General features: G+C 64.3%; 20 protein-coding genes. 8 read left to right on the top strand and 12 right to left on the bottom strand.

Annotated features, from left to right (window positions below; genetic code table 11):
• Positions 1-5: 5 nt before the first annotated feature.
• From Q0687_RS33915 to ugpB, 12 genes are all read right to left on the bottom strand, one after another.
• Positions 6-728 carry a GntR family transcriptional regulator gene (locus tag Q0687_RS33915; RefSeq protein WP_298886732.1) on the bottom strand — a complete coding sequence of 241 codons (723 nt, stop codon included), beginning with the start codon at positions 726-728 and terminating at the stop codon, positions 6-8.
• 4 nt (positions 729-732) lie between these two features.
• Entirely contained in the window at positions 733-1,125 is a 393-nt protein-coding gene (gene hpxZ, locus Q0687_RS33910; protein WP_298886730.1) for an oxalurate catabolism protein HpxZ, read from the bottom strand.
• Position 1,126: 1 nt separating this feature from the next.
• Entirely contained in the window at positions 1,127-2,521 is a 1,395-nt protein-coding gene (locus Q0687_RS33905; RefSeq protein ID WP_298886727.1) for an AtzE family amidohydrolase, read from the bottom strand.
• Between the two features lie 7 nt (positions 2,522-2,528).
• Complete coding sequence (locus Q0687_RS33900; protein WP_128930863.1) at positions 2,529-2,708, bottom strand: DUF4089 domain-containing protein; 180 nt, start codon at positions 2,706-2,708, stop codon at positions 2,529-2,531.
• 18 nt (positions 2,709-2,726) lie between these two features.
• Positions 2,727-4,448 carry an ABC transporter ATP-binding protein gene (locus tag Q0687_RS33895; protein ID WP_298886715.1) on the bottom strand — a complete coding sequence of 574 codons (1,722 nt, stop codon included), beginning with the start codon at positions 4,446-4,448 and terminating at the stop codon, positions 2,727-2,729.
• Between the two features lie 94 nt (positions 4,449-4,542).
• Positions 4,543-5,442, bottom strand: coding sequence for an ABC transporter permease (locus tag Q0687_RS33890; protein WP_298886713.1), 900 nt, complete (start codon positions 5,440-5,442; stop codon positions 4,543-4,545).
• Positions 5,443-5,444: 2 nt separating this feature from the next.
• On the bottom strand, positions 5,445-6,458 hold the full coding sequence (locus tag Q0687_RS33885; protein ID WP_298886710.1) for an ABC transporter permease: 1,014 nt from the start codon (positions 6,456-6,458) through the stop codon (positions 5,445-5,447).
• Between the two features lie 209 nt (positions 6,459-6,667).
• Positions 6,668-8,290, bottom strand: coding sequence for an ABC transporter substrate-binding protein (locus Q0687_RS33880; protein ID WP_298886707.1), 1,623 nt, complete (start codon positions 8,288-8,290; stop codon positions 6,668-6,670).
• A 337-nt stretch (positions 8,291-8,627) separates the two neighbouring features.
• Positions 8,628-9,605, bottom strand: a complete 978-nt coding sequence (locus Q0687_RS33875; RefSeq protein WP_298886705.1) for a phosphotransferase — start codon at positions 9,603-9,605, stop codon at positions 8,628-8,630.
• A 35-nt stretch (positions 9,606-9,640) separates the two neighbouring features.
• On the bottom strand, positions 9,641-9,916 hold the full coding sequence (locus Q0687_RS33870; protein ID WP_298886702.1) for a protealysin inhibitor emfourin: 276 nt from the start codon (positions 9,914-9,916) through the stop codon (positions 9,641-9,643).
• 31 nt (positions 9,917-9,947) lie between these two features.
• Complete coding sequence (locus Q0687_RS33865) at positions 9,948-10,979, bottom strand: M4 family metallopeptidase (protein ID WP_298886699.1); 1,032 nt, start codon at positions 10,977-10,979, stop codon at positions 9,948-9,950.
• 227 nt (positions 10,980-11,206) lie between these two features.
• Positions 11,207-12,511 (bottom strand): sn-glycerol-3-phosphate ABC transporter substrate-binding protein UgpB, encoded by a 1,305-nt coding sequence (gene ugpB, locus Q0687_RS33860; RefSeq protein WP_298886986.1) that lies wholly within the window; start codon positions 12,509-12,511, stop codon positions 11,207-11,209.
• A 217-nt stretch (positions 12,512-12,728) separates the two neighbouring features.
• On the opposite strand from ugpB, the gene Q0687_RS33855 reads away from it, so the two are divergent.
• The 8 genes from Q0687_RS33855 (at position 12,729) to Q0687_RS33820 (ending at position 21,967) form a co-directional block, all read left to right on the top strand.
• Positions 12,729-13,724, top strand: a complete 996-nt coding sequence (locus Q0687_RS33855) for a TRAP transporter substrate-binding protein (RefSeq protein WP_298886697.1) — start codon at positions 12,729-12,731, stop codon at positions 13,722-13,724.
• Positions 13,725-13,731: 7 nt separating this feature from the next.
• Entirely contained in the window at positions 13,732-15,810 is a 2,079-nt protein-coding gene (locus Q0687_RS33850) for an ATP-binding protein (RefSeq protein ID WP_298886694.1), read from the top strand.
• Positions 15,780-17,525: a DUF3369 domain-containing protein gene (locus Q0687_RS33845; RefSeq protein WP_298886692.1), complete on the top strand. Its 1,746-nt coding sequence runs from the start codon at positions 15,780-15,782 to the stop codon at positions 17,523-17,525. The genes Q0687_RS33850 and Q0687_RS33845 overlap by 31 nt, the downstream gene beginning before the upstream one ends.
• A 12-nt stretch (positions 17,526-17,537) precedes the next feature.
• Positions 17,538-18,275 (top strand): response regulator, encoded by a 738-nt coding sequence (locus tag Q0687_RS33840; protein WP_298886689.1) that lies wholly within the window; start codon positions 17,538-17,540, stop codon positions 18,273-18,275.
• 284 nt (positions 18,276-18,559) lie between these two features.
• Positions 18,560-19,171: a sigma-70 family RNA polymerase sigma factor gene (locus Q0687_RS33835; RefSeq protein WP_298886686.1), complete on the top strand. Its 612-nt coding sequence runs from the start codon at positions 18,560-18,562 to the stop codon at positions 19,169-19,171.
• A 427-nt stretch (positions 19,172-19,598) separates the two neighbouring features.
• Positions 19,599-20,297 carry a cytochrome c biogenesis CcdA family protein gene (locus tag Q0687_RS33830; protein ID WP_298886683.1) on the top strand — a complete coding sequence of 233 codons (699 nt, stop codon included), beginning with the start codon at positions 19,599-19,601 and terminating at the stop codon, positions 20,295-20,297.
• Positions 20,298-20,328: 31 nt separating this feature from the next.
• The gene (locus Q0687_RS33825) at positions 20,329-20,895 is read left to right on the top strand and encodes a thioredoxin family protein (RefSeq protein WP_298886679.1); all 567 of its coding nucleotides are present in this window, start codon (positions 20,329-20,331) and stop codon (positions 20,893-20,895) included.
• Positions 20,896-20,977: 82 nt separating this feature from the next.
• On the top strand, positions 20,978-21,967 hold the full coding sequence (locus tag Q0687_RS33820) for a hypothetical protein (protein WP_298886676.1): 990 nt from the start codon (positions 20,978-20,980) through the stop codon (positions 21,965-21,967).
• Positions 21,968-22,060: the final 93 nt, after the last annotated feature.

Raw genomic sequence — 22,060 nt, 5'->3', positions numbered from 1 at the left:
GCCGCCTACACCGACACCGCGTAAATCTCATACTCCCCGCGCACCAGCTCGATATGGGCGCGCATCGCGGCGGCTGCGCCCTGCTTGTCGCCGCGCATGATGGCGACGACGACGCGGTCATGCTCGGCTTGCGACTTTGCCAACCGGCCGAGATTGCGGAACTGGGCGCGACGGAACGGTTGCACGCGCACGCGCGTCGCCAGCGTGATCTCGGCGATGTAGCCGTTCTGCGATCCCGCATAGATCGCATTGTGGAAGCGTTCGTTGACCTCGTGGAAGCGATCGGGATTACCGGCGTAGCTGAGCACGCGCAGCTCTTCATGAATGGCCTCCAGGCCGTGGCGCTCGGCGGCCGACATGCGTTCGGCCGCAAGGCCGGCGCACAGCGCCTCAAGTTCCGCCATCGCCTCGAACATGCTCGTGAGACGCTCGATCGAAGGCTGGGCGACGACCGCGCCGCGATGAGGGCGCGCCTCGACCAGGCCGCTCGTGACCAACTGACGCAGCGCTTCGCGCACCGGTGTCCGCGAGACGCTGAAACGCCGTGCGATGTCGGTCTCGTCCAGTGGCGCGCCAGGGGCCAGAGTTCCGCGCACGATCTCATCTGCGAGCTGGAGGCGCAGCTCCTCCGCGCGCGTGACCTTCTGCACCGACGGCGAGGCACGGTCGACGCGCGGCACCATCGGCTCGGCCGGCAGTGTCCCGGGCGGAAAATCGTCAAGCGTCATACGGTCAGGTCTCTTTCGACTCGTCGATGATGCTGACATGGGCAGCGACGACGCGCCAGCCCTCCGGGAAGCGAATCCAGGTCTGCATCTGCCGGCCGACCTTGCCGGGAGCCGTGTCGCGATAGAACAAGGTGGAGGCCACCGCCGTGTCGCGGCCATAGCTGGAGATGACGGTCTTCGCGGTGCGGCGGTTGAGGCCGACCGGCGAGCGGCCGGCGCGGAAGCCGGCGATCGCCTCATAGCCGTAGAGGTTTTCACCGATGCCGTAGCGCAGCGTACGGGGATCGTTGCGGAACAGCTCGCCGAGCACGGCGACATCGTTGCTGACGAGGGCCTCCTCATAGCGCTCAAACGCGGCTCTGACTTCGGCGATCACGTCGGGGAGATCGATCTCCATCTCAAAATCCTTTTGGGGCGGGCGCGGCGACCACACCCATCTTTTCCAATGCGTACGCGACGCGGAGCGCGATGTCCTCGCGCCAGGGCGCGCAGATGATCTGGACGCCGATCGGCATCGGCTCGAGCGGCACCGGCACCGCGACGACAGGCAGGCCGATGAAGGAGATCGGCTGGGTGTGAATGCCAATATTGGCACGCACGGGCAGCTCGACGCCGTCGAGAGTGAAATTCACCTGGCCGAGCTTTGGCGCGGTGCATGGCGTTGCCGGCGCGAGCAGCACGTCGACGGACCTGAAGAGTTCGCCGAGCTGCGCGCGATACCAGCGGCGAAACTTTTGCGCACGATCGACCAGCGCCGCCGGCACCATGGCGCCGGCGATCAGCCGGTCGCGCACGGCCGGATCGAAATCGTTGGGCCGCTTGCGCAGGCGATCGAGATGCAGCGAGGCGCCTTCGGTGGTGGTGATGACGTAGGCCGCCGCGCGGGCGCGCGAGGCTTCGGGCACGTCGACCACCTTCGTCGCGCCGAGCGCCTTGGCGACGCGGCTGACGGCTTCGACGGCTTCCGGGAACACGTTCTTCTGGAAATGCCCGCCGGCGATCGCAATGCGCAGGTCCGAAACAGGATTGGCGATCAGCGGCAGCGTCGGCTCCAGCCCTCGCGTCGTGCAGGCGCCATCATCGGCATCCGGGCCCTGCATCGCGTCATAGGCGAGCGCAAGGTCGGTGACCGAGCGCGCGAACGGGCCGAGATGATCGAGACTCGCGACGAACGGGAACGAGCGCGCGCGCGACAGCCGGCCATAGGTCGGCTTCAGGCCAAAGATGCCGCAGAACGAGGACGGCACGCGGATCGAACCATTGGTGTCGGAGCCGAGTGCGATCGGCACCAGCGCGCCGCCGACGGCGCTGCCCGATCCGCCGGAGGAGCCACCGGTCATCCGATTGGTGTCATGCGGATTGCGCGAGGGACCGTCGTGGACGTTCTCGCCCGTAAAATCGTAGGCGTATTCGCCCATGTTGAGCGCGCCGACGAGGACGGCGCCGGCGGCCTCCATGCGCTCGATCAGCGTCGCGTCACGCGTGGCGGGCGCAAGGTCGCGGTTGATCTTCGAGCCGGCGCGGGTCGGAAGCCCGGCGACATCGAACAGGTTCTTGACCGCAAAGGGCACGCCGGCGAGCGGACCGACGCTCTTGCCGGCGGCGATGTCGGCATCGATGGCGCGCGCCTTGGCACGGGCGCGATCGGCGGTGACGTCGGTGAAGGAATTGAGAATGGTGTCGTGCTGCTTGATGCGCGCGAGCGCGGCTTCCGTGGCATCGAGCGCCGACATCCTGCTGCCTGCGACCGCGCTCGCGATCTCGGCAGCACTCATCTCTGGCTTGGTGGTCATGACAGCATCAGGCCGTGAAGATCGGCGCCGGCTCGGTCTCGTCCGGCAGCGCGAATTCGTCGACCAGGCGGCCAAGCCGCAGCGACACTTCGAGATTGGCGCGCACCGCGGGCCGCCAGGCCTCCTCGACCGGCAGCGCCAGCGCTTTCGATACGGCGTCGATATAATCGTCCAGCGGCTCGGCCATCACTCTCTCAAGCTGATCTCAGTGAATCTGCAACGGCGGATGCGGGATCGCCGTCAGCAGTTCCTTGGTGTAGTCGTCCTGCGGATCGCTCAGGACCTTCTCGGAAGAGCCTTCCTCGACGATCCGTCCCGTCCGCATCACAATGACACGATCGCACAACAAGCGCACTACATTCAAATCATGCGAGACGAACAGATAGCTCATACCTAGCCGCGCCTTGAGGTCCTGGAGCAGGTTCAGGACCACCGCCTGCACCGAGACGTCGAGCGCCGCGGTCGGCTCGTCCAGAATGATCAGCTTCGGATGCAGCGCGATGGCGCGAGCGATGCCGACGCGGGCCTTCTGGCCGCCGGAGAGCTGGTGCGGGAAACGATCCAGCAGATTGTGCGGCAGGCCGACCATGGTCGCCAGTTCCTCGCAGCGCGTACGCAGCGCGTCGCGTCCCCTGATGTCGCCGAGTTGCATAATCGGGTCGGCGATGGCGCGGGCGGCGGTGAAGCGCGGGTTGAGGCTGTCGGTCGGATCCTGGAACACCATCTGGATGCGGCTGCGCTGCGGCAGCCGGGCGAAGGACGCAGGCTGGATGGCGGAGATCGCCTCGCCGTCGAACTGGATCAGGCCCGAGGTCTGGTCGAGCAGGCGCATCACCATCATCGAGGTGGTCGATTTGCCGCAGCCGGATTCGCCGACAAGGCCGACACTCTCGCCATGGCCGATCGCAAAGCTGATGCCGTCGACCGCGCGGAACACGTCCGGCTCGACCGGAGGCTTGCGGCCAAACAGCTTTCCCAGCGTGGCCGTGGCGCCCTGGCGGGGATACTCTTTCACGAGCTTTTCGACGAGGAGGAGTGGCTTCTGGCCCTCGGCGGCAGGGGCCGGCGTGGATTCGGCCGGTGCCGCGGGCACAGCGCCTTCTTCCTCCGGCAACAGATCGCGCAAGGACACACCCAGCCGTGGCGTCGCGCGCATCAGCTTCTTGGTGTAGGGGTGCTGCGGGCTCGCGAAGATGTCGGCGGCTCTTGCGGTCTCGACGACGCGGCCCTTCTCCATCACCACCACGCGGTCGCAATAGGCGGCGGCGAGACCAAGGTCGTGGGTGATCAGGATGGTCGACATCGCTTTGCGCTTTGTCAGTTCGACGATCAGGTCCATCACCGCCTTCTGCGTGGTGACGTCCAATCCCGTCGTCGGCTCGTCCGCGATCAGGAGCTGCGGATTGCAGGCCAGCGCGAGGGCGATGACGACGCGCTGGCACATGCCGCCCGACAGTTCGAACGGATAGGCGTGATAGCGCTCGCGCGGGCGGGCGATCTTGACCTGCTCCAGCGCCTCGATCGCCTTTTCTCCGTGATCCGAAACCATCGCCTGCTGCACATGGGTGCGCAGCACGTCCTCGATCTGGTCGCCGACCTTGCGGATCGGGTTCAGCGCCGCGCGCGGGTTCTGGAAGATCATCGAGACTTCGCGGCCGCGCAAATCGCGCATCTGACTTTCGGTCGCAGCCTTGACGTCGATGCCCGAGAACATCACCGAGCCCTCGGCGATCTTGCCGGCGCGGTCGAGGATGCGCATCACCGCATAGGAAGTCACCGACTTGCCGGACCCAGATTCGCCGACGATGGCGAGCGTCTCGCCCTTGGCGACGGAGATGTTGACGTGCTGCACGGCCTTGACGATGCCGCGGCGGGTGGTGAATTCGACGGTGAGATCCTGGACGTCGAGCAGCGGCTGGGCGGTCATGCAGGCCTCCCGTCGCCCACAAAGTCGAAAACAACCCCATGCACAGTAGAACGGGGACCGGAATCATTGAGGAATTTCGACCACGCGCGTACCATCACGTCCTCCGCTGGGGATCGACGATGTCGCGCAAGCCGTCGCCGAGGAGGTTGAAGCAGAACACGGCGATCATCAAAGCGAGGCCCGGGAACAGCGCGATCCACCATTCGCCCGAGACCATGAAGCCCGCGCCCTCGGCGACCATGATGCCCCATTCGGCGGTCGGCGGACGCACGCCGAGGCCGATGAAGGAGAGGCCCGCGGCATTCAAAATGGCGTAGCCCATGGTCAGCGACATCTGCACGATCATGATCGGCATGATGTTCGGCAGGATGTGCACCAGGAGGATGCGGAATTCGCCATTGCCTGACAGCCGCGCCGCCTGCACGAAGCCGGCGTTGCGGCGGACATTGGCTTCAGCGCGCGCGACGCGCGCATAGAGCGGGAAATTCACGATGGCGGTGGCGAGGATGATGTTCTGCACTGTGTTGCCGAGCGCCGCGACGATGCCCATCGCCAGCACGAACAGCGGAAAAGCCATGATGGTGTCGGCGATGCGACCGACGATGCGGTCGGTCCAGCCGCCGAAATAGCCGGCGGCAATGCCGGCGAGGCCGCCCATCAGGAACACCAGCACGACGGAGGCGACCGCGATAAAAGTATCGAGCCGTGTTGCCACCACGACGCGGCTGAAAATGTCACGGCCGAGTTGATCCGTGCCGAACCAGTGCGCCGCCGACGGCGGCTTCAGCGCCGCGGCGGTGTCGGAGGCCAGCGGATCGTACGGCACCACGTAGGGGCCGAAGATCGCGGCGATCAGGATCACGATCAGCAGTGCGAACGCAAAACCGGTAACCTTGTTCTCGCTGAGAACGTAGCGGGTCTGTTCGAGGATTGCTGAGAGCCCCGACGTTCGCGCGGGGCCGACGGGCTCAACAGCAGGCGCAACAGAGCTCATGTTTAGCCCTCCAACCTGACGCGCGGATCGATCACGCCGTACAGGATGTCGATCACCAGATTGAGCAGCACGTACATCACCGCCATGGTCAGCACGAAGCCTTGCACCGGCGCGAAGTCCGACGAGATCAGCGCCTCCACCGCATAGGAGCCGATGCCGGGCCAGGCGAACACTTTTTCCACCAGCACGTTGGCGCCGAGCAGGAAGGAGAACACCATGCTGAGCGTGGTGATGACAGGCAGCATCGCGTTGCGGAAGGCGTAGGTGACGATGACGGTCGACGGCGACAGGCCGCTGGCGCGCGCGGTGCGGACGAATTCGGACGCGAGCACCGCCAGCATCGAAGCGCGCGTCATGCGCGCGATCGGCGCCAGCGAGAAGATCGCAAGCGTCGTCGCCGGGAGGATGAGCTGACTGAGTGCAGACCGAAAGGCTTCGAAGTCGCGCGCGATCAACGTATCGATCAGATAGAAGCCGGTGACCGTCGGCGGCGCGCTGTAGAAGACGTCGAGGCGGCCGAGCGGCGCGGGGGACCAGCCGAGCCGGAAGTAGAAGACATAGACCAGCACGAGGCCGGTGAAGAACACGGGCAGCGAAACGCCTGCCGTCGTCGTGATGCGACAGAGATGATCGATCCATGACCCCGGTCGCGTCGCCGCCAGCACGCCGAGCGGGATGGCGATGACGATAGAGACAATCAGCCCGAGCAGCGTCAGTTCGGCCGAGGCCGGCAGGCGGTTGCGGATTTCGGCCGCGACCGGCTGTCCCGTGGTCAGCGAATTGCCGAAGTCGCCATGAGCGAGATCGTTGGTGTAGCGGAAGAATTGCTCGATCAGCGGCTTGTCGAGACCGAGCTTTTTCCGGATCTGCTCGACAGCTTCCTTGGTCGCGGCGGGACCGGCGAAATACGCGGCGGGATCCCCCGGCAGCGCGCGCGTCAGCAGGAAGGTGACGATGACGACGCCGACCAGCGAGGGAATCGCGAACATCAGGCGCTTGCCGATCATGGTGAGCATGGGGTGCTCCTGATGTTGCAACGAGATGGCGCCGCGCACACCGCTGCGCCCCCTCTCCCCTTGTGGGAGAGGGTTGGGGTGAGGGGTAGCCCCAAGCAAGGTCTGAGTTCGTGGCTACCCCTCACCCGTCTCGCCGCTACGCGGCGAGCCACCCTCTCCCACAAGGGGAGAGGGTGAGAGGGAGCTGCGCTCACCTCACCCATCACCCCTCACCCCTTCGCCATCGCGCGATAATCCAGTCTCCGGTGGAACCAGTACTGATAGCCGCTGATGTTCTTCTGCATCGCGACGTTGACGAAGGGCTGGTACAGCGGGATGCGGGGAATGTCGGTGTAGGCGAGATCGACGAAGCCCTTCACGTCCGCATCGTAGGTTGCGGTGTCGCCGGTCGCGGCAGCGGTGCGCGCGCCGTCGATCAGCCTGTCCATCTCCGCCGACTTGTAGCTCATGGTGTTGAAGACGGAATTGTTGCCGTGATAGCACCAGTAGAAGAAGTATTCGGGGTAATCGAGCCAGCCCGAGAATACGTTGGTGAAGAGCGGCATCTCCTTCTTGTTCAACTCGGTGCGCCAGTTGGCGCCGGGCACCTTGTTGATGGTGGTCTTGATGCCGATCTGCGCGAGGCTCTCCTGCACCAAGACGCAGAGCGGCTCGTTGACGCCGGCGAAGTTCAGGTCGAACGAGATGGTGGTCTCGAAGCCGCCCGCGAGGCCTGCTTCCGCCATCAGCGCCTTCGCCTTCTCGATGTCGGTGTTGTATTTGTGCGGCTGCGGCCAGGCGACTTCGGTTGGCTTGTCCTTGGCGGCGCCGAACATCGGATTGGCGAGGCCGAACATCACCGCGTCCATGATCTTCTGATAGGGCAGCGCGTAAGCCACCGCCTGACGCACCTTCGGATTGTCGAACGGCGGCTTGGTGACGTTCATGCCGATATACTGGATGCCGTTGGAGAACGGCAGCGACACCACGTTGAGCTTGCCGTTGGCCTTCATCTCCTGAAAGTCCTTGTTCGGCAGCTCGTAGGAGATGTCGGCGTCACCGCGCTCCAGCAATGCGCGGCGGTTGCCGGCCTGCGGCACCATGCGCCAGATCACGCGCTTGATCTTCGGCAGCGGACCGCACACCCAATCTTCGTTGCGCTCCATGATCACTTCGGTGCCGGCGGTCCACTTCGTCACCTTGTAGGCGCCGGAGCCTGCGGTCTGCTGTTTCGTGAACTCGAGACCCCAAGGGTCCTTCTCGCTGGCGTTCTTCTTCACCAGCTCCGAGTTGACGATGCAGGGCACGATCACGGCAAGATCGGGAATCGTCAGCCTGTCTTTCTTCAGGAAGTCGACGCGCACGGTGTAATCGTCGATCACGACGAACTGCTCCGGCTTGGTCAGCGAGCCCGCACTCATCTGGAAGGTCGGAAAGCCGCCGACGCTGACGGCGCGATCGAGCGACCACTTCACGTCCTTGGCGGTGACAGGCGTGCCGTCGTGGAATTTGGCGTTCTTGCGCAGCTTGAAAGTGACCGACATGTCGTCGATCTTGAAGTCCTCGGCGAGTTCGCCCTTGAACTTGTCGCGATCGTAATAGGGCACGCCACCGGGACCGCTCTTCATCTCGTGGCTGATCAGGCGATCGTAGCAATTCCACGACACCTCATAGCCGGGCACGTTGGTGCCGACGCCGTGGATGTCGAGATTGTTGGGGCCGCCTTCCGAGACGATCAGCAGCGTCTCGGAGCGCGCATCGGCATAGGCCGAGGAGATGACTTGCGGGACGGCCGGAAGCGCCGCGCCAGCGGCCAATCCGGAAACGGACTTGAGGAAATCGCGGCGCTTCATGGGACTGCTCCAACGCGGAAGTTTCTGGTTGGAACAGGATTCGCAAGGTTCGTGCCAAGGGTTAGCGGGAGGTTAAAGATTGTCTTATGGCTTTGATACTACTGGAGAAAAATGAAGACTTTGGGAAACCAGACTTCGACTCCATTGCATACAAAGAGACGCGTTTGCTTACTTAATGGGCTCATTTTTGGGCGAGCATGCCTAATAAGCAAAGGCCGGTCATTCCGGGGCGATGCGTAGCATCGAACCCCGGAATCCATTGGGCTGCAGAATGCGCGGGACAATGGATTCCGGGCTCGCCGCTCCGCGGCGCCCCGGAATGACGGAGAGCGAGCAATCACTCCGCCCAGATCAGCTCCTGCAATTCGACCAGATCATCCGCCTGCTCCTGCCAGCCCTCGATGCAGATGTGGCTGTTGAGGTCGCTGGCGTGGTGCAACAGCATCAAGGCCATCAGGCGGCGCTTCAGCGCGAAGTCAGGCTTTGCGTAGCCGAAGCCTTCGAGCAGGCTGCGCACACGTTCCGGCCGGCCCGCCGACATGAAAGCGCTGGGGCCGAGCAGATCGTAATCGCGCCAGCCTGCGCGCACATCGCCGAAATCGAACAGGCCGGCAAGCGACCATTGATCGCCACGACAAGCGAGCAGGAAATTCTCGGGAATGTATTCGCCGATCAGGATCACCGGCGGCGCGTCCATCGGAATCAGCGTCGTGGCGTCGCGCAGCAGATCGTCGAGACCTGCAAGGAATTTCGGCGCGAGACCAAGACGCGTGTGCCTGGTGCGGCAGCCCTGTATCTGCGCCCGTATGAACGCATCCCAGCGCGGCTCGAGCCCTGCGAGCAGGCCGAGCGGGGCGCGCTGTACGGCGGCGATGGTCTCGCCGATCTGACGCAGCACCCGCTCCTTCTGCGCTTCCGGCAAGGACGGCCAGACCTCCGAGCCAAGCGTGCCTGAGAGGCGCGTGATGATGAGATAGGGCCAGCCGTCGCGGTCTCCTTCCGCGACGATCTCGGGGATCGGTAGATCAAGCCGGCCTTTGAGCTGCATCAGCGAGCCGCGCTCGGAGACGAATTGCGCCCGCAGCAGCGGCGGGAAGATTTTCAGGATCAGGTTTTCGCCGAAACCGACGACGAGATTGGTGCCGGTCGAGAATAGCTGCGGCGCGCTCGCGTCGATGCCGTGGCTGCGCGCGATATCGCGCGCGACCGGCAGCCATCGCGACGGCTCCGCGCGCAAGGCGCGGTAGGCCGCAAAATCGGTCGAGGCGGACAAATCCCACGCTCCGGGAGAAACCGGCACCTGCACCTGCGTCATTGGATCACGGGGCCGGCCTGGAGCCGGCACATCCCCTATTCCAGCACATCCTTGACGCTGTTCTTGATGGTCGAGGGCACCGCATGCTCGGGGACTTCAATGGTCTTGCCGCCGCGCGTAATCCGGTAGGTGAACGCATCGGCCTGCCCCGGATGCGCAGCAGGGACTTTGCCCGGATCAGCGAACAACGACTCCATGGTCTGCTGGTCGGCAGCCGGCAAATCGGACAGCGCCACCTCGCCGCGGCTCTTGAGATGAGGGCCGCCGAAGCCGGCGACCCCACCTACGCGTTCGATCTTCAAACGATCCACGCTCTCACCCTTTCGCGGCGTGCTGCACCGATTACAGCCCCACCTTCGTCCAGCCCGCATTGACGGCAGCAGAGACGGCAGCCGTATTGGGGTACATTGTATGCGCCACCTGACGGGTCCGGGCGGCAAATGCCTTCATCGTCATGTTCGGCGTCGGGCCGAACCCCGTCAGCGAACGATACCACACTTGCCCGATCGGGCCCCAACTATTACCGCCGAGGGTCACACAAGCCGTGCAGAAAGCAAGGTTCGGCGGCCCGCTTGCATAATGCGGATCCATGCCGGGCGTCACTTGCGAATATTTGGTCGGTTGCGGCGCCAGGCAGTGCTTGGCTGCGGGATCGGCCATGTCGCGCAGACAGGTGAAACCTTTCTTCTTCGAGCCGGGTCCCATGATGTCGCGCCCGATCAGCCAGTCTGCCTTCTTGACATTTTGGTTGGCTTCCCACTGCCGGAACATCGAGCCGAAGCAATCCGAGATGCTCTCGTTGAGACCGCCGGCATCGCCGCTATAGGCGAGCTGCAGACTGTGCTGGGTCACACCATGGGTCAGTTCATGGCCGATGACGTCGTTGCCTCTGGTGAAATCGACAAAGATGCTGCCGTCACCGTCGCCATAGAGCATTTGCGATCCGTTCCACATCGCGTTGTTGTAGCTAACGCCGAAGTGAACCGACGACATCATGGTCATGCCATGATCGTCGATCGAATTCCGGTTGAAGACCTCCTGGTAGAACTTTGCCACCTTGCCGGTCTGGTTGAAGCTGCGCTTGACGGAGCCGTCCGACGATGTCTTCGGCTTCGGGATGGGCGTGCCCGGCAGCGTCTGCGTGTGCTTGCAGTCATAGACCGTGACCGATGGTGCTGCGGCAAGCGTGACCAGCCCACCGGCCCGCGTCGCAGCGACGCTCGTGAATCTCGCGGCCTGGTTTCGCAATTCGCGCAGTTCATGACTGATCTGGACCGTGTCGACCATCCGCTTGCGAACGGAGGCCGAGAGCTTCTTGTCCTGGGAGAGCTTGGTCAGAACATCATTCGGAATGATGAAACACGAACAGGGCATTGGTAGCCTCCAATATGATCTTTCAAAAAAGTACGAAGCGACACCAAGATCGCCACCGCCGGCCGGCGGCCGCGAGCGGTGCCGCCGGTTCGGGCGACATGCCGTCGTGATTATTGCAGCCGCGCGACGCGTTGCGTGTGAACTCGCACACATATTTCAGGTTGTGCGGCGCACTTAAGGCGTCGCCGGCGGAACGGGCGTCACGCCCCCCGCCCGGGCAGCTATCGCTATTGCTCCGGGCTGGCGCGTTCGAACTGGCGCAGCAGCTTGTTGCCGCGCTCGACCGCGGAATCGAGCGCCGCCTGCGCGCTCTTCTGTCCGGCAAACGCGTGCTCGAGCTCTTCCTCGATGGCGCCGCGGATCAGATTGAAAGAGCCGAGCCTGATGCCCTTCGAGTTCTCCGTCGGCGGATGCAGCGTGATCTCCTCGAACGAGATCGCCGAGCCCGGATTGCGCTCATAGAATCCTTGCGCGCGCGTCAGCTCGAAGGCGGCGCGGGTCACGGGAAGATAGCCCGTGTTCTGGTGCCAGGCGGCCTGCACGCCGGGCTGCGACAGATAGGCGAAGAACCGCGCCACGCCTTTGTATTCGGCGCGCGGCCGGTCGCGCAGCACCCACAGCGTGGCGCCGCCGATGATCGAATTCTGCGGCGCGCCCGCAATTTCAGGCCAGTACGGCATCATGCCGTAGCCGATCTCGAACTTCGAATTCGCCTTGATGTCGGCGCGCGTCGCCGAGGAGCCGATGAAGATGCCGCATTCGCCGTTCTGGAAGCGCGGCTCGGCCGCCTGCCCGCGGCCACTGTAGTCGAACAGCTTGGTCTTTTGCCATTCGGCGAGCTGGGCGATGTGCTTGACCACGACTGGATTGTTGATCGTGAGCTCCGCGTCGAGACCGGCAAAGCCGTTCGCGCGCGTCGCCAGCTGCAGATTGTGAAACGCCGAAAAATTCTCGATGTTGATCCAGGACGGCCACGACGTGGTGAAGCCGCACACGGCGCCGCGCTCGCGCAGGCGCTTTGCGGCCTGTCCAAGCTCGGGCCAGGTCTTCGGCGGCGTCTCCGGGTCGAGGCCGGCGTCGCGAAACATGGTCTTGTTGTAATAGAGGATCGGCGTCGACGAGTTGAACGGGAAGGACAGCAGATTGCCCGACGCATCGGTGTAATAGCCGGAGACCGCCGGGAGATAGTCGTTGAGCGAGAACGGCTCGCCCATATCGCGCATCATGCTGTAGACCGGATAGATCGCGCCCTTGGCGGCGGTCATCGTTGCCGTGGCGACCTCGTTGACCTGGACGATCGCGGGCTGGCTGCGCGAACGGAAGGCGAAGATCGCGGCCGTCACCGTCTCGGTGTAATTGCCCTTGTAGGCAGGCACGATGCGATAGTCCGACTGCGATGCGTTGAAGTCGGAGGCGAGCTTCTCGAGCTGCTTGCCGAGCTCGCCCGACATGGCGTGCCACAGCGCGATGTCGGTGGCCGCTTGCGCTTGTAAGCTCAACGTAAGAACCGCCGTGGCGACGGCGACCGGCAAAAGGCGCAATGCTGAAATCACGAGCGCTTCCCGTCTCGAGAGGCAAAAGGCGACCGTACCCTGCTTAAGGCCCGGCACCTGTCGTTTCAACCGGGAATGAAGGGGACGGCGCCGCACAATCGGCCTCCCGGAAGCGGGATGGCCTTCCCTTTACCATCTGATAGATTGGCTTGAACCTTTTGCTCCCGCCATAGACTCCATCTCCGAGGGGTTGAGTGTGCCAGTGTTATACCGTGCCGAACTCTCACGGACCGGGGTGATTTTCGTTGCGCTTCTGCTCGCCATCTGCGCGACGGGCGCCGCTGCGCGCGAATTCCGCGCCGCCGACACCCAGGCCGAGGATTATCCGACCGTCCAGGCGCTGCGCTACATGGGCGCGCTGATCTCTGAGCGCACCGGCGGCCGGCACGAGATCAAGGTGTTTCACTCCCGCCAGCTCGGCGAGGAAAAGGAGACGATCGAGCAGACCCGCGCGGGCGCGATCGACCTCAACCGGACCAATGTGGCCCTGATCGGCAATTTCGTCCCGGCGATGAACGTGCTCGCCATGCCGTTCCTGTTCCGGTCCATCGAGCATATGCAGAAGGTGCTGGACGGGCCGATCGGCAAGGAAATCCTCGGCAGCTTCGAGCCCTACGGCTTCGTCGGCCTCGCCTTCTACGATTCCGGGGCACGCTCGATCTACAACAGTGTCCGTCCGGTGAAGAGCATCGCCGACTTGAAGGGATTGCGGATCCGGGTGCAGCAATCGGAGTTGATGAGCGACATGATCCGCGCGCTCGGGGCCGAGCCGGTCGAGCTGCCCTATGGGCAGGTGCTGACCGGGCTCTCGACCCATCTGATCGACGGCGCCGAAAACAACTGGCCATCCTTCGTGACCACAGACCATTACAAGCACGCCGGCTACTACACCCTCACCGAGCACACGATGAGCCCGGAGGTGCTGGTGATCTCGCTCAAGGCCTGGCGCAGCCTGTCGGCCGAGGACCAGACCATCTTCAGGGAAGCCGCCGCCCGCTCGAGCCTGTACATGCGCGAGAAATGGCGCGACCTCGAGGAAGAGTCGCAGCGCAAGGCCGAGGCCGCCGGCATCGTCGTGACCAGGGATATCGACCGCAAGCCGTTCGAGGACGCGATGGCGCCTGTATATGCCAGGGCCGCGCAGGATCCCGCCGCGGCCGCGCTGATCGAACGCATTCGCAAGGTGGAGTGAACGCCGCTTGATCGCGCCCGGCACCAGCGAGAGCGCAGAGCGGCCGCCCGGCCCGATCGGGCGGCTGCGCGCGCGCCTCGTCGGCGTGCTCAGGGCGGTGCCGATCCGCTGGCGCATCCTGTCGATCGCGGCGCTGAACTCCGCCGTCGTGGTCGTGCTGGTGGCGATGATCTGGAACGGCGCGCAGGTGCTGAGCTCCGCCTGGGACGACGTGCGGCAGGTGCGCGAATCCGACCGGATCCTGGCGGTGCTCGAAAGCGAGACCGGGCGGCTGCAGAACCTGATCCACCGCTACATCAACCAACCGAGCCCCGATTTGTTCGCCGAGATCCTCTTGCTGCGCGAGGCCGTGCTGGGCACGCTGACCGACCGCGCCGCCAAGGATCCGATGCTGTCGGGGTCGGTCGAGGAGCTCGAGCGCACCACCGACCGCTTCCTCAACGGCTTCGGCGAATTGCGCAGCGTGCAGGCGACCATCGCCAGGACCTATGAGGATCAGGTGCAGGGCCCGGCCAAGGACATGGCCGGCCTCTATTCCATCATCGAGGGCGCCACCGGCCATCGCGACGCGCTGATCTGGCCCTCGCTCGGCAAGTCGCGCGAGGCCTTCACCGCGATGCTGGTCGCGGCCAACTCCTATTATCTGTCGCAGTCCGTCGCTGCGGCCGACGATGCGCGCCGCCACACCGAGACGATCGAGAAGACCATTCCTGTGATGATCGATCTCGCCGACAACGATTTGCAGAAGATGGCGCTGCAGAAGCTCGCGACCCGCACCACCGCACTGCGCGAGGGCTTTGCAAAAATCTCGGAGCAGCTGACGAGCCGCACCGAGCTCTTGCGCAACACCATCGACGCCAGCCAAGCCGAGGCGATCGGCGCCATCGACGATCTCTCGACCAAGATGCGCCAGCGCGAGCAGAAGGCGCAGGAGACGTTCGACCGCACGCTGGCCGACATTTCGCGGCGGGTGCTGTCGATCGCGGTGATCTTCCTCGGCATCATCCTCACCGCCGGCGTGCTGATCGCGTTGTCGATCCGCCTGCCGCTGCAGCAGATCATGACCGCGATGCGCGCGATCACGCTCGGCGATCTCGGCCGCGAGGTGCAGGGCACGCGCGCCCGCGACGAGGTCGGGGCCATGGCGCGCGCGGTGGAGGTATTCCGCGAGAACGCCATCGCCAAGCGCCAGACCGAGGATGAGCTGCGCGCGTCCAAGGAGAAAGCCGAGAGCGCGCTGCTCGAGCTCAACGCCGCGCAGCAGAATCTGATCGACGCCGAACGGTTAGCTGCCCTCGGCGGCCTCGTTGCCGGCGTCGCGCATGAGGTCAACAACCCGATCGGCATCAGCCTGACCGTTGCTTCCAGTTTTGCGAGGCGCAGCGAGATTTTCGAGGCCCAGCTCAGGGGCGACGGGGGCCTGCGGCGCTCGCAGCTGGAGGAATTCGTGCAGTCCTCGCGCGATGCCTCGCAGCAACTCGTCGCCAACCTGACCCGCGCCGGCGAGCTGATCCAGTCGTTCAAGCAGGTCGCGGTCGACCGCTCCCATGCCGAGCGACGGCAATTCTCGCTCAGCGAAGCCACCGACCAGATCATCGCAAGCCTGCGCCCCGTGCTGAAACGCTCGCCGACCACGCTGAAGGTCGACGTGCCCGAGGGGCTGCTGCTCGACGGCTATCCCGGCTCCTATGGCCAGATCCTGACCAACCTGTTCCTCAACGCCGCCAACCACGCCTTCGCCGACGGCCGCGCCGGCACCATCACGATCTCGGCCCGGCCGCGCGGCACCGAGGACATCGAGATCATCTTCGCCGATGACGGGGCCGGCATGACCCCGGACGTGCAGCGCCAGGCCTTTGACCCATTCTTTACCACCAGGCGCAATGAAGGCGGCACGGGACTGGGCTTGCATATCGTTTATAACCTTGTCACCCAGCAGCTCGGCGGGCGGATGATGCTGGAATCCAAGCTGGGACAAGGCACTACTTTTCGGATTATCATGCCGCGGATCGCCAAGGGCGGCGCGCAAAGCACAGAAAGTGACGGGACTTCTCAATGGCCGAACAGGACGATGTCCTCCACCTGATCGACGACACCGGTACCGCGTCGGAGGATAATGATGCCCGGAAATGGAAGATCGCCGTCATCGACGACGATCCGGCCGTGCACGACGGCACGCGCTTTGCTCTCTCGGACTATTCCTTGAACGGCCAGGGCCTGGAAATCCTCTCGGCCCATTCTGCGGCGGAAGGTCGCAAGCTGATGGCCGCGCACAGCGACATCGCGGCGGTGCTGCTCGACGTCATCATGGAGACCGACGTCGCGGGCCTGGAGCTCGTCGAGTACATCCGCAACGTGCTCAAGAACGAGACCGTGCGCATCATCCTGCGCACCGGCCAGCCCGGCCAGGCGCCGGAGCGGCGCGTCATCGTGCAGTACGACATCAACGACTACAAGGCCAAGACCGAGCTCACCGCCGACAAGCTGTTCACCTCGCTGACCGCGGCGCTACGCTCCTATCAGCAGCTCGAGCGCATGGTGCAGACGCGGCGCGGGCTCGAGATCATCATCGATGCGGCCTCGACGCTGTACGACTTCAAGTCGATGCAGCGGCTCGCCGAGGGCGTGCTGACGCAGCTTGCTTCGCTGCTCAACGCCGATTGCGCCGGTATACTGGTCTTGCGCGACAATGGCGGCGTCGATCCCGAGCTCTCGGTGCTTGCGGGCAGCGGCTGCTACAGCCGCTTCATCGGCACCACATCGTCGAAGGCGCTCGATCCCGATCTGCGCGCGATGGTGGAAGCCGCGTTCCAGGGCCGCAAGAACGAATTCGCCGACCATCGCAGTGTGATCTATCTGCGCACCGGATCCGGCCGCGAGGTCGTGGTGCTGCTGCAGGCCGAGCGCGAATTGTCAGAGACCGACCGCTCGCTGGTCGAGATTTTTTCCTCCAGGCTCTCGATCGCGTTCGACAACGTCATCCTCTATCAGCAGCTCCAGGACGCCAATACCCAGCTGGAAGACCGCGTCAACCAGCGCACCCGCGCGCTGATGCAGGCCAACCGCCGGCTCTCGGCGCAATGGCTGCGGCTGCAGCGCGCCAACGGCTTCAAGAACGAGATCCTCGGCACCGTCGCGCACGATCTGAAGAACCCGCTCGGCGTCATCCTCGGCCGCACCGAGATGCTGAAGGAGCTGATCTCGACCGGCGCCTCGTCGTCAGGCGTGGTCGCCCAGGTCGATCATATCAGAGACGCTACCAAGCGCCTGACCACGATGGTCGACCATCTGATCTCGGATGCGATGGCGGACGCCTTCGACATCACCATCCGCCGCGAGCCGGTCGACGTCGCGGCGCTGGTGAAGGAGGTCGCCGAGGCCAACCAGCCGCTCGCCGTCAACAAGCAGCAGGCGATCAGCGTCACCGCGCCGGCCAACATCGTCACCATGTGCGACACCGACCGCATCCGCGAGGCGATCGACAATCTGATCAGCAACGCCATCAAATACTCGCCGATCGCGGGCAAAATCACCGTCGCGGTCACCCATGAGGGCAACGACACCATCATCCGCGTCAGCGACGAGGGCGCCGGCCTGTCGCCGGAGGATCTCGGCCGCCTGTTCGGCCGGTTCCAGCGGCTATCCGCAAAACCGACGGCAGGTGAGAGCTCGACGGGGCTTGGGTTGTCCATCGTCAAGCGTATTATCGACATGCATGGCGGCGATGTGACCGCCGACAGCGACGGCCCGGGCAAGGGTTCGACCTTCACCATCACCCTGCCCGCGACCGAAATGCCGTGATTTGAGTGTGACATGACCCAAAGCCAGCACATCATGATCGTCGACGACGAGGCCCCGGCCCGGGAGATGGTCGGCGATTACCTCAAGATGCACGGCTTCACCGTGACGCTGTGCGACGGCGGCAAATCGTTGCGCGCCGCGATCGACGGCAGCATGCCCGATCTCGTCGTGCTCGACCTCAACATGCCCGAGGAAGACGGGCTCTCGATCATCCGCGACCTCAAGAGCCGCATCAACGTGCCCGTGATCATGCTCACCGCCACGGCGAGCCCGATCGACCGCGTCGTCGGCCTCGAGCTCGGCGCCGACGACTACGTCGCAAAGCCCTGCGAGCTGCGCGAGCTGATGGCGCGCATCCGCTCGGTGCTGCGGCGGAGCGCGCCGGTGAAATCAGCCGGCAGCGACGCTTCGCCCGCGAAATCGGACAAGGACCAGCTGGTGCGCTTCGGCACCAAATGGCTCGATCTCGAAGCCCAGGCGCTGCGCGACGACGAGGGCAACGAGCATCCGCTGACCGCATCCGAGTTCGGGCTGCTGAAGGTGTTCGCGGCCAATCCGAAGCGCGTGCTGTCGCGCGAACGCCTGCTGGAGCTCGCCAATGCGCGCGACGCCGAGGCCTTCGACCGCGCCGTCGACCTGCGCATCATGCGCATCCGCCGCAAGATCGAGCCCGACCCGACCAAGCCCGCCGTGATCCGCACTATCCGCGGCGGCGGCTATCTGTTCTCGCCCCAAGGCGAGAAGGCGTAAGGCGCGCGACGCGCCCCCGGACGACGGGAATGGGTATGGCGCGACCAAACGCAAGCCCGGGAAATTCGTTCCGCCCAGTCCAAATCCACAGTACCGTATAATCCGCATATTGAAATCACACGCTTTTTTGCGCTGAATGTTTCGTCGCGATGTGAGCGACGAAACAATTTGGCGGCGCACGAAACCATTTTCCCCTTTTCGTGCAGACGTCCCGAAACGTTGGCTGATTAACACTTTGGTCCAAGGAAACGCCGCTCGGTTGCGGCGCACCGGGGAGCCAGTCAATGCCGAACGTCATCGCCATCAACGCCCAAGCCAGCCAGAGCATCATTGCTACCCAGGCGACCTCGGACGACATGCTTCTCGAAAGCATTGCGGACGGCAACCGGACGTCCATGCACATCCTTTATTGCCGTCACAATGTGCGGGTCTATCGCTTCATCCTGCGCATCGTGCGCGATGCCACCACGGCGGAAGACCTGGTCAGCCAGGTGTTCCTGGACGTGTGGCGGACCGCCGGCCAGTTCCAGGGTCGCTCGCAGGTGTCGACCTGGCTGCTCTCGATCGCCCGCTTCAAGGCGCTGACTGCGATGCGCCAGCGCCGCTTCGAGGACATCGACCAGGAGGATGTCCGCCAGATTCCTGACGATTGCGACACGCCCGAGACCTCGCTCGACCGCAGCGACACCAGCGCCATCCTACGCGCCTGCGTCCAGAAGCTGTCACCCGCGCATCGCGAGATCATCACCCTCGTCTACTACCATGAGAAGTCGGTGGAGGAGGTCGGACAGATCATCGGCATTCCGCAGAGCACGGTGAAGACCAGGATGTTCTACGCCCGCAAGCAACTCGCCGATTTGCTTAAGACGTGCGGCGTCGATCGCTTCGCGGCCTAAGTCCAGGAATTTCAATGGGATAGGGGTGGCTTTCCTCCCCCATCCCGGGACACGAAAGCGTTACCGCCGACGAAACAAATGAAACAAACCACAACATCAGGCGGAAGAACTTCGTCCCTATAAAGATCACATACGGTTTCGTTAAACCCTCCCAAGAATCTCCAGCGACCCGGACGGGATGCCCCCCTCCGGGTCGTTTTGTATTTGAGGGGCATGTGACGGCAGGATCTCGCCGCGGCGGGTGAGGGGTCTTTCCTCTGGGGGAGTATCCCGTTGCGGAGACACCCCCTCCCCAGCCCTCCCCCGCAAGCGGGAGAGGGGGCGCACCGTCCAAGCGGCGACAGCCCCCGTCACGAGCGCGTGACGTCACGTAACGATCCCCGCCTCCATCCCGAACTGCCCTCGTGACCTCCATCACGAGGGCCCCATGCTCGAACTTCTCTTCGCTGTCCTTGCCGGCATCCTCACCATCGCCGCGCCGTGCACGCTGCCGATGCTGCCGATCCTGCTTGGCGCATCGATCGGCCACAACTCACGCACGCGGCCTGCGATGATCGCGCTCGGCTTTGTCGTTTCGTTCTCCGCGGTCGCTCTGCTGCTCGGCGCGCTGACGCGGGCCTTTGATTTCGATCCGAATGTGCTGCGCGAGGCCGCGGCGGTCCTGCTGCTCGGCTTTGGCCTGTTGATGCTGTGGCCGGCGCCGTTCGAATGGCTGTCGATCCGGCTCAATGGCTGGCTCAATCTCGGCTCAGTCGGAGGTGCCCAGCGCGAGGGCGCGCTTGGCGGCCTCGTGCTCGGCACCACGCTTGGTCTGGTCTGGACGCCCTGCGCCGGCCCTGTGCTCGGCTCGATCCTGACACTGGTCGCGACCTCGAGGAATCTGGCCTGGGCCGGCACGCTGTTGGTCGCCTACGCGATCGGTGCTGCGATCCCGATGCTGGCGATCGCCTATGGCGGACAAGCCGCGACGACGCGCGTGCGCAGCCTGGTGCGCATCTCGCCGCGCCTTCAGCAGGGCTTTGGCGTGGTCGTGATCGCCTTCGCGCTGGCGGCCTACTTCCAATACGACACGCTGATCGTGGCGTGGCTCACCTCGATCTACCCCACCGGCCAGATCGGCCTGTGATCATCCCTCATCTTCACTGGAGAACACGTCAATGACCTTCAAGCTGCTCGCCGTCTCCGCCGCCCTGATCGGCATGGCCGTCACCGGTGCCGTCATCCCCGGGATCTGCAGTGAGGCCACGCCGACGGCGCCGATCAAGGTCGCTGCCGCGAGCCAGACGGCGACCGCACCCGATTTCGCAGGCATCAGCAACTGGTTCAACTCGAAGCCCCTGAACATCGCCGATCTCCGCGGCAAGGTCGTGCTGGTCGATTTCTGGACCTATGGCTGCGTCAACTGCGTCAACACGCTGCCGCACGTCACCGAGCTCTACGCCAAGTACAAGGACAAGGGACTCGTCGTGGTCGGCGTGCACACGCCGGAATTCCCGTTCGAGCGCTCGGCGTCCAACGTGCAGGCCGCACTGAAGCGCCACGGCATCACCTATCCCGTGGCGCAGGACAACGATTCCAAGACCTGGGATGCCTACCGCAACCAATATTGGCCGGCTCAGTATGTGATCGACCAGACCGGCAAGATCGTGTTCCAGCACGAAGGCGAAGGCCGCTACGACGAGATCGACCGCACCGTGGCCAAGCTGCTGAACGCCAGCAGCTAGTCGCTCTTTACCTTAAGTTGCGAACAAACCATCCTGCACAAGCCGCTTGACTCCACGGGGCCCTCCGTGGAGTTTCGCGGCGATGGAAATACGTGCGATGGTCGGGGCAACACAAGAGAACGAAATCCGTCTTGCGAAGAGCTTGTCTCGTCAGGATCGCCTGCTCCTCGCCGGCTTTGCCGCCACGATACTGTGCTTCGGCATTATGGGCCTGATCAACTGGAGCGAAAGCGTCGTCGCTGCCCCGATTGCGCTGATCCTGGGCATCCTGATGCTGTGCCACGCGGGTTTTGGCGCCGATGTGCTGTGGATCATCGGACGGAATGGCGTCCTCATCGAAAAAGCCAGTCCGCTTGGCCGACGCAGCAGCCGGTTCATCCGAAGCGAGGACATCTCGGCCGCCGACATCGACACTGATCGGACCGACTCCACGCGCTTCCACCTCTCCCTGCGGCTTGCATCCGGCGACCACCTGACGTCACCGACGCTGTCCGATATCACGCATGTCCGCCAGACCAGCGCGCGCATCGCGGAGCAGCTTGGCTTTCCGACCCTCGCGCCTCCCGTAAACCCGTTCGACGCCACCAATGCGGAAATCCATCTCGGCGAGACCGTAACGCCAATCGCCGGCTACGATATTCGCATCGTCACGCTGATCATCGCCGCCGGGCTGTGCGCAGCGCCTTACGCTTACAAATTCTGGAACGGCTTGCCGCTGACTCCCCTCGAGATCGTTCTCATTCCGGTCGGTATCATCGCGGCGCTTTTATTCTACCGATACGCCTACAGCGGCGGCACTTCGTTCTGGATCATCCGCCGCGGCGAGCTGTGCGTCGAACGACGGGCCCGTGACGGCAGGCCCCATGTCGATACGATCACGGGCCGCCACGTCGATACGATCGGCATCGAGCGCGACAGCAACACCGAGGAAGACCGCTACGTCGTCAGGATCGACCTCCTCGACAGGCGGAAATTCCTCAGCCCGGGCATCGGGACGCGGGAAGAAACCTTCGCGTTGGTCGCAGAGATCGCATTTCGCCTCGGGATCGCTCCGCAGCGCGTGCGCCGGTGAGTCCCCTGCCATCGCGGCCCGGTCTCGCCCTTGTTGCTTGACTCCACGGACCCGTCCGTGGAGTTTCGCGCGCCAACGCAAATCAGCCGCCGC

Origin of the sequence: uncultured Bradyrhizobium sp. (genome assembly GCF_936928535.1) — a bacterium.
Taxonomy (GTDB): Bacteria; Pseudomonadota; Alphaproteobacteria; order Rhizobiales; family Xanthobacteraceae; genus Bradyrhizobium.
Note: the sequence above shows the minus strand (reverse complement) of the source record. Positions and strands in the feature narration are given on the sequence as shown.

Bases quoted from the DNA above. Each gene is read 5' to 3' on its own strand.
- Q0687_RS33845 (WP_298886692.1), top strand. From the start codon at position 15,780: ATGGCCGAACAGGACGATGTCCTCCACCTGATCGACGACACCGGTACC.
- Q0687_RS33865 (WP_298886699.1), bottom strand. From the start codon at position 10,979: ATGCCCTGTTCGTGTTTCATCATTCCGAATGATGTTCTGACCAAGCTC.
- Q0687_RS33915 (WP_298886732.1), bottom strand. From the start codon at position 728: ATGACGCTTGACGATTTTCCGCCCGGGACACTGCCGGCCGAGCCGATG.
- Q0687_RS33895 (WP_298886715.1), bottom strand. From the start codon at position 4,448: ATGACCGCCCAGCCGCTGCTCGACGTCCAGGATCTCACCGTCGAATTC.
- hpxZ (WP_298886730.1), bottom strand. From the start codon at position 1,125: ATGGAGATCGATCTCCCCGACGTGATCGCCGAAGTCAGAGCCGCGTTT.
- Q0687_RS33885 (WP_298886710.1), bottom strand. From the start codon at position 6,458: ATGCTCACCATGATCGGCAAGCGCCTGATGTTCGCGATTCCCTCGCTG.
- Q0687_RS33820 (WP_298886676.1), top strand. From the start codon at position 20,978: ATGGAAATACGTGCGATGGTCGGGGCAACACAAGAGAACGAAATCCGT.
- Q0687_RS33840 (WP_298886689.1), top strand. From the start codon at position 17,538: ATGACCCAAAGCCAGCACATCATGATCGTCGACGACGAGGCCCCGGCC.
- Q0687_RS33830 (WP_298886683.1), top strand. From the start codon at position 19,599: ATGCTCGAACTTCTCTTCGCTGTCCTTGCCGGCATCCTCACCATCGCC.
- Q0687_RS33890 (WP_298886713.1), bottom strand. From the start codon at position 5,442: ATGAGCTCTGTTGCGCCTGCTGTTGAGCCCGTCGGCCCCGCGCGAACG.
- Q0687_RS33835 (WP_298886686.1), top strand. From the start codon at position 18,560: ATGCCGAACGTCATCGCCATCAACGCCCAAGCCAGCCAGAGCATCATT.
- Q0687_RS33905 (WP_298886727.1), bottom strand. From the start codon at position 2,521: ATGACCACCAAGCCAGAGATGAGTGCTGCCGAGATCGCGAGCGCGGTC.
- Q0687_RS33880 (WP_298886707.1), bottom strand. From the start codon at position 8,290: ATGAAGCGCCGCGATTTCCTCAAGTCCGTTTCCGGATTGGCCGCTGGC.
- Q0687_RS33825 (WP_298886679.1), top strand. From the start codon at position 20,329: ATGACCTTCAAGCTGCTCGCCGTCTCCGCCGCCCTGATCGGCATGGCC.
- Q0687_RS33900 (WP_128930863.1), bottom strand. From the start codon at position 2,708: ATGGCCGAGCCGCTGGACGATTATATCGACGCCGTATCGAAAGCGCTG.
- Q0687_RS33875 (WP_298886705.1), bottom strand. From the start codon at position 9,605: ATGACGCAGGTGCAGGTGCCGGTTTCTCCCGGAGCGTGGGATTTGTCC.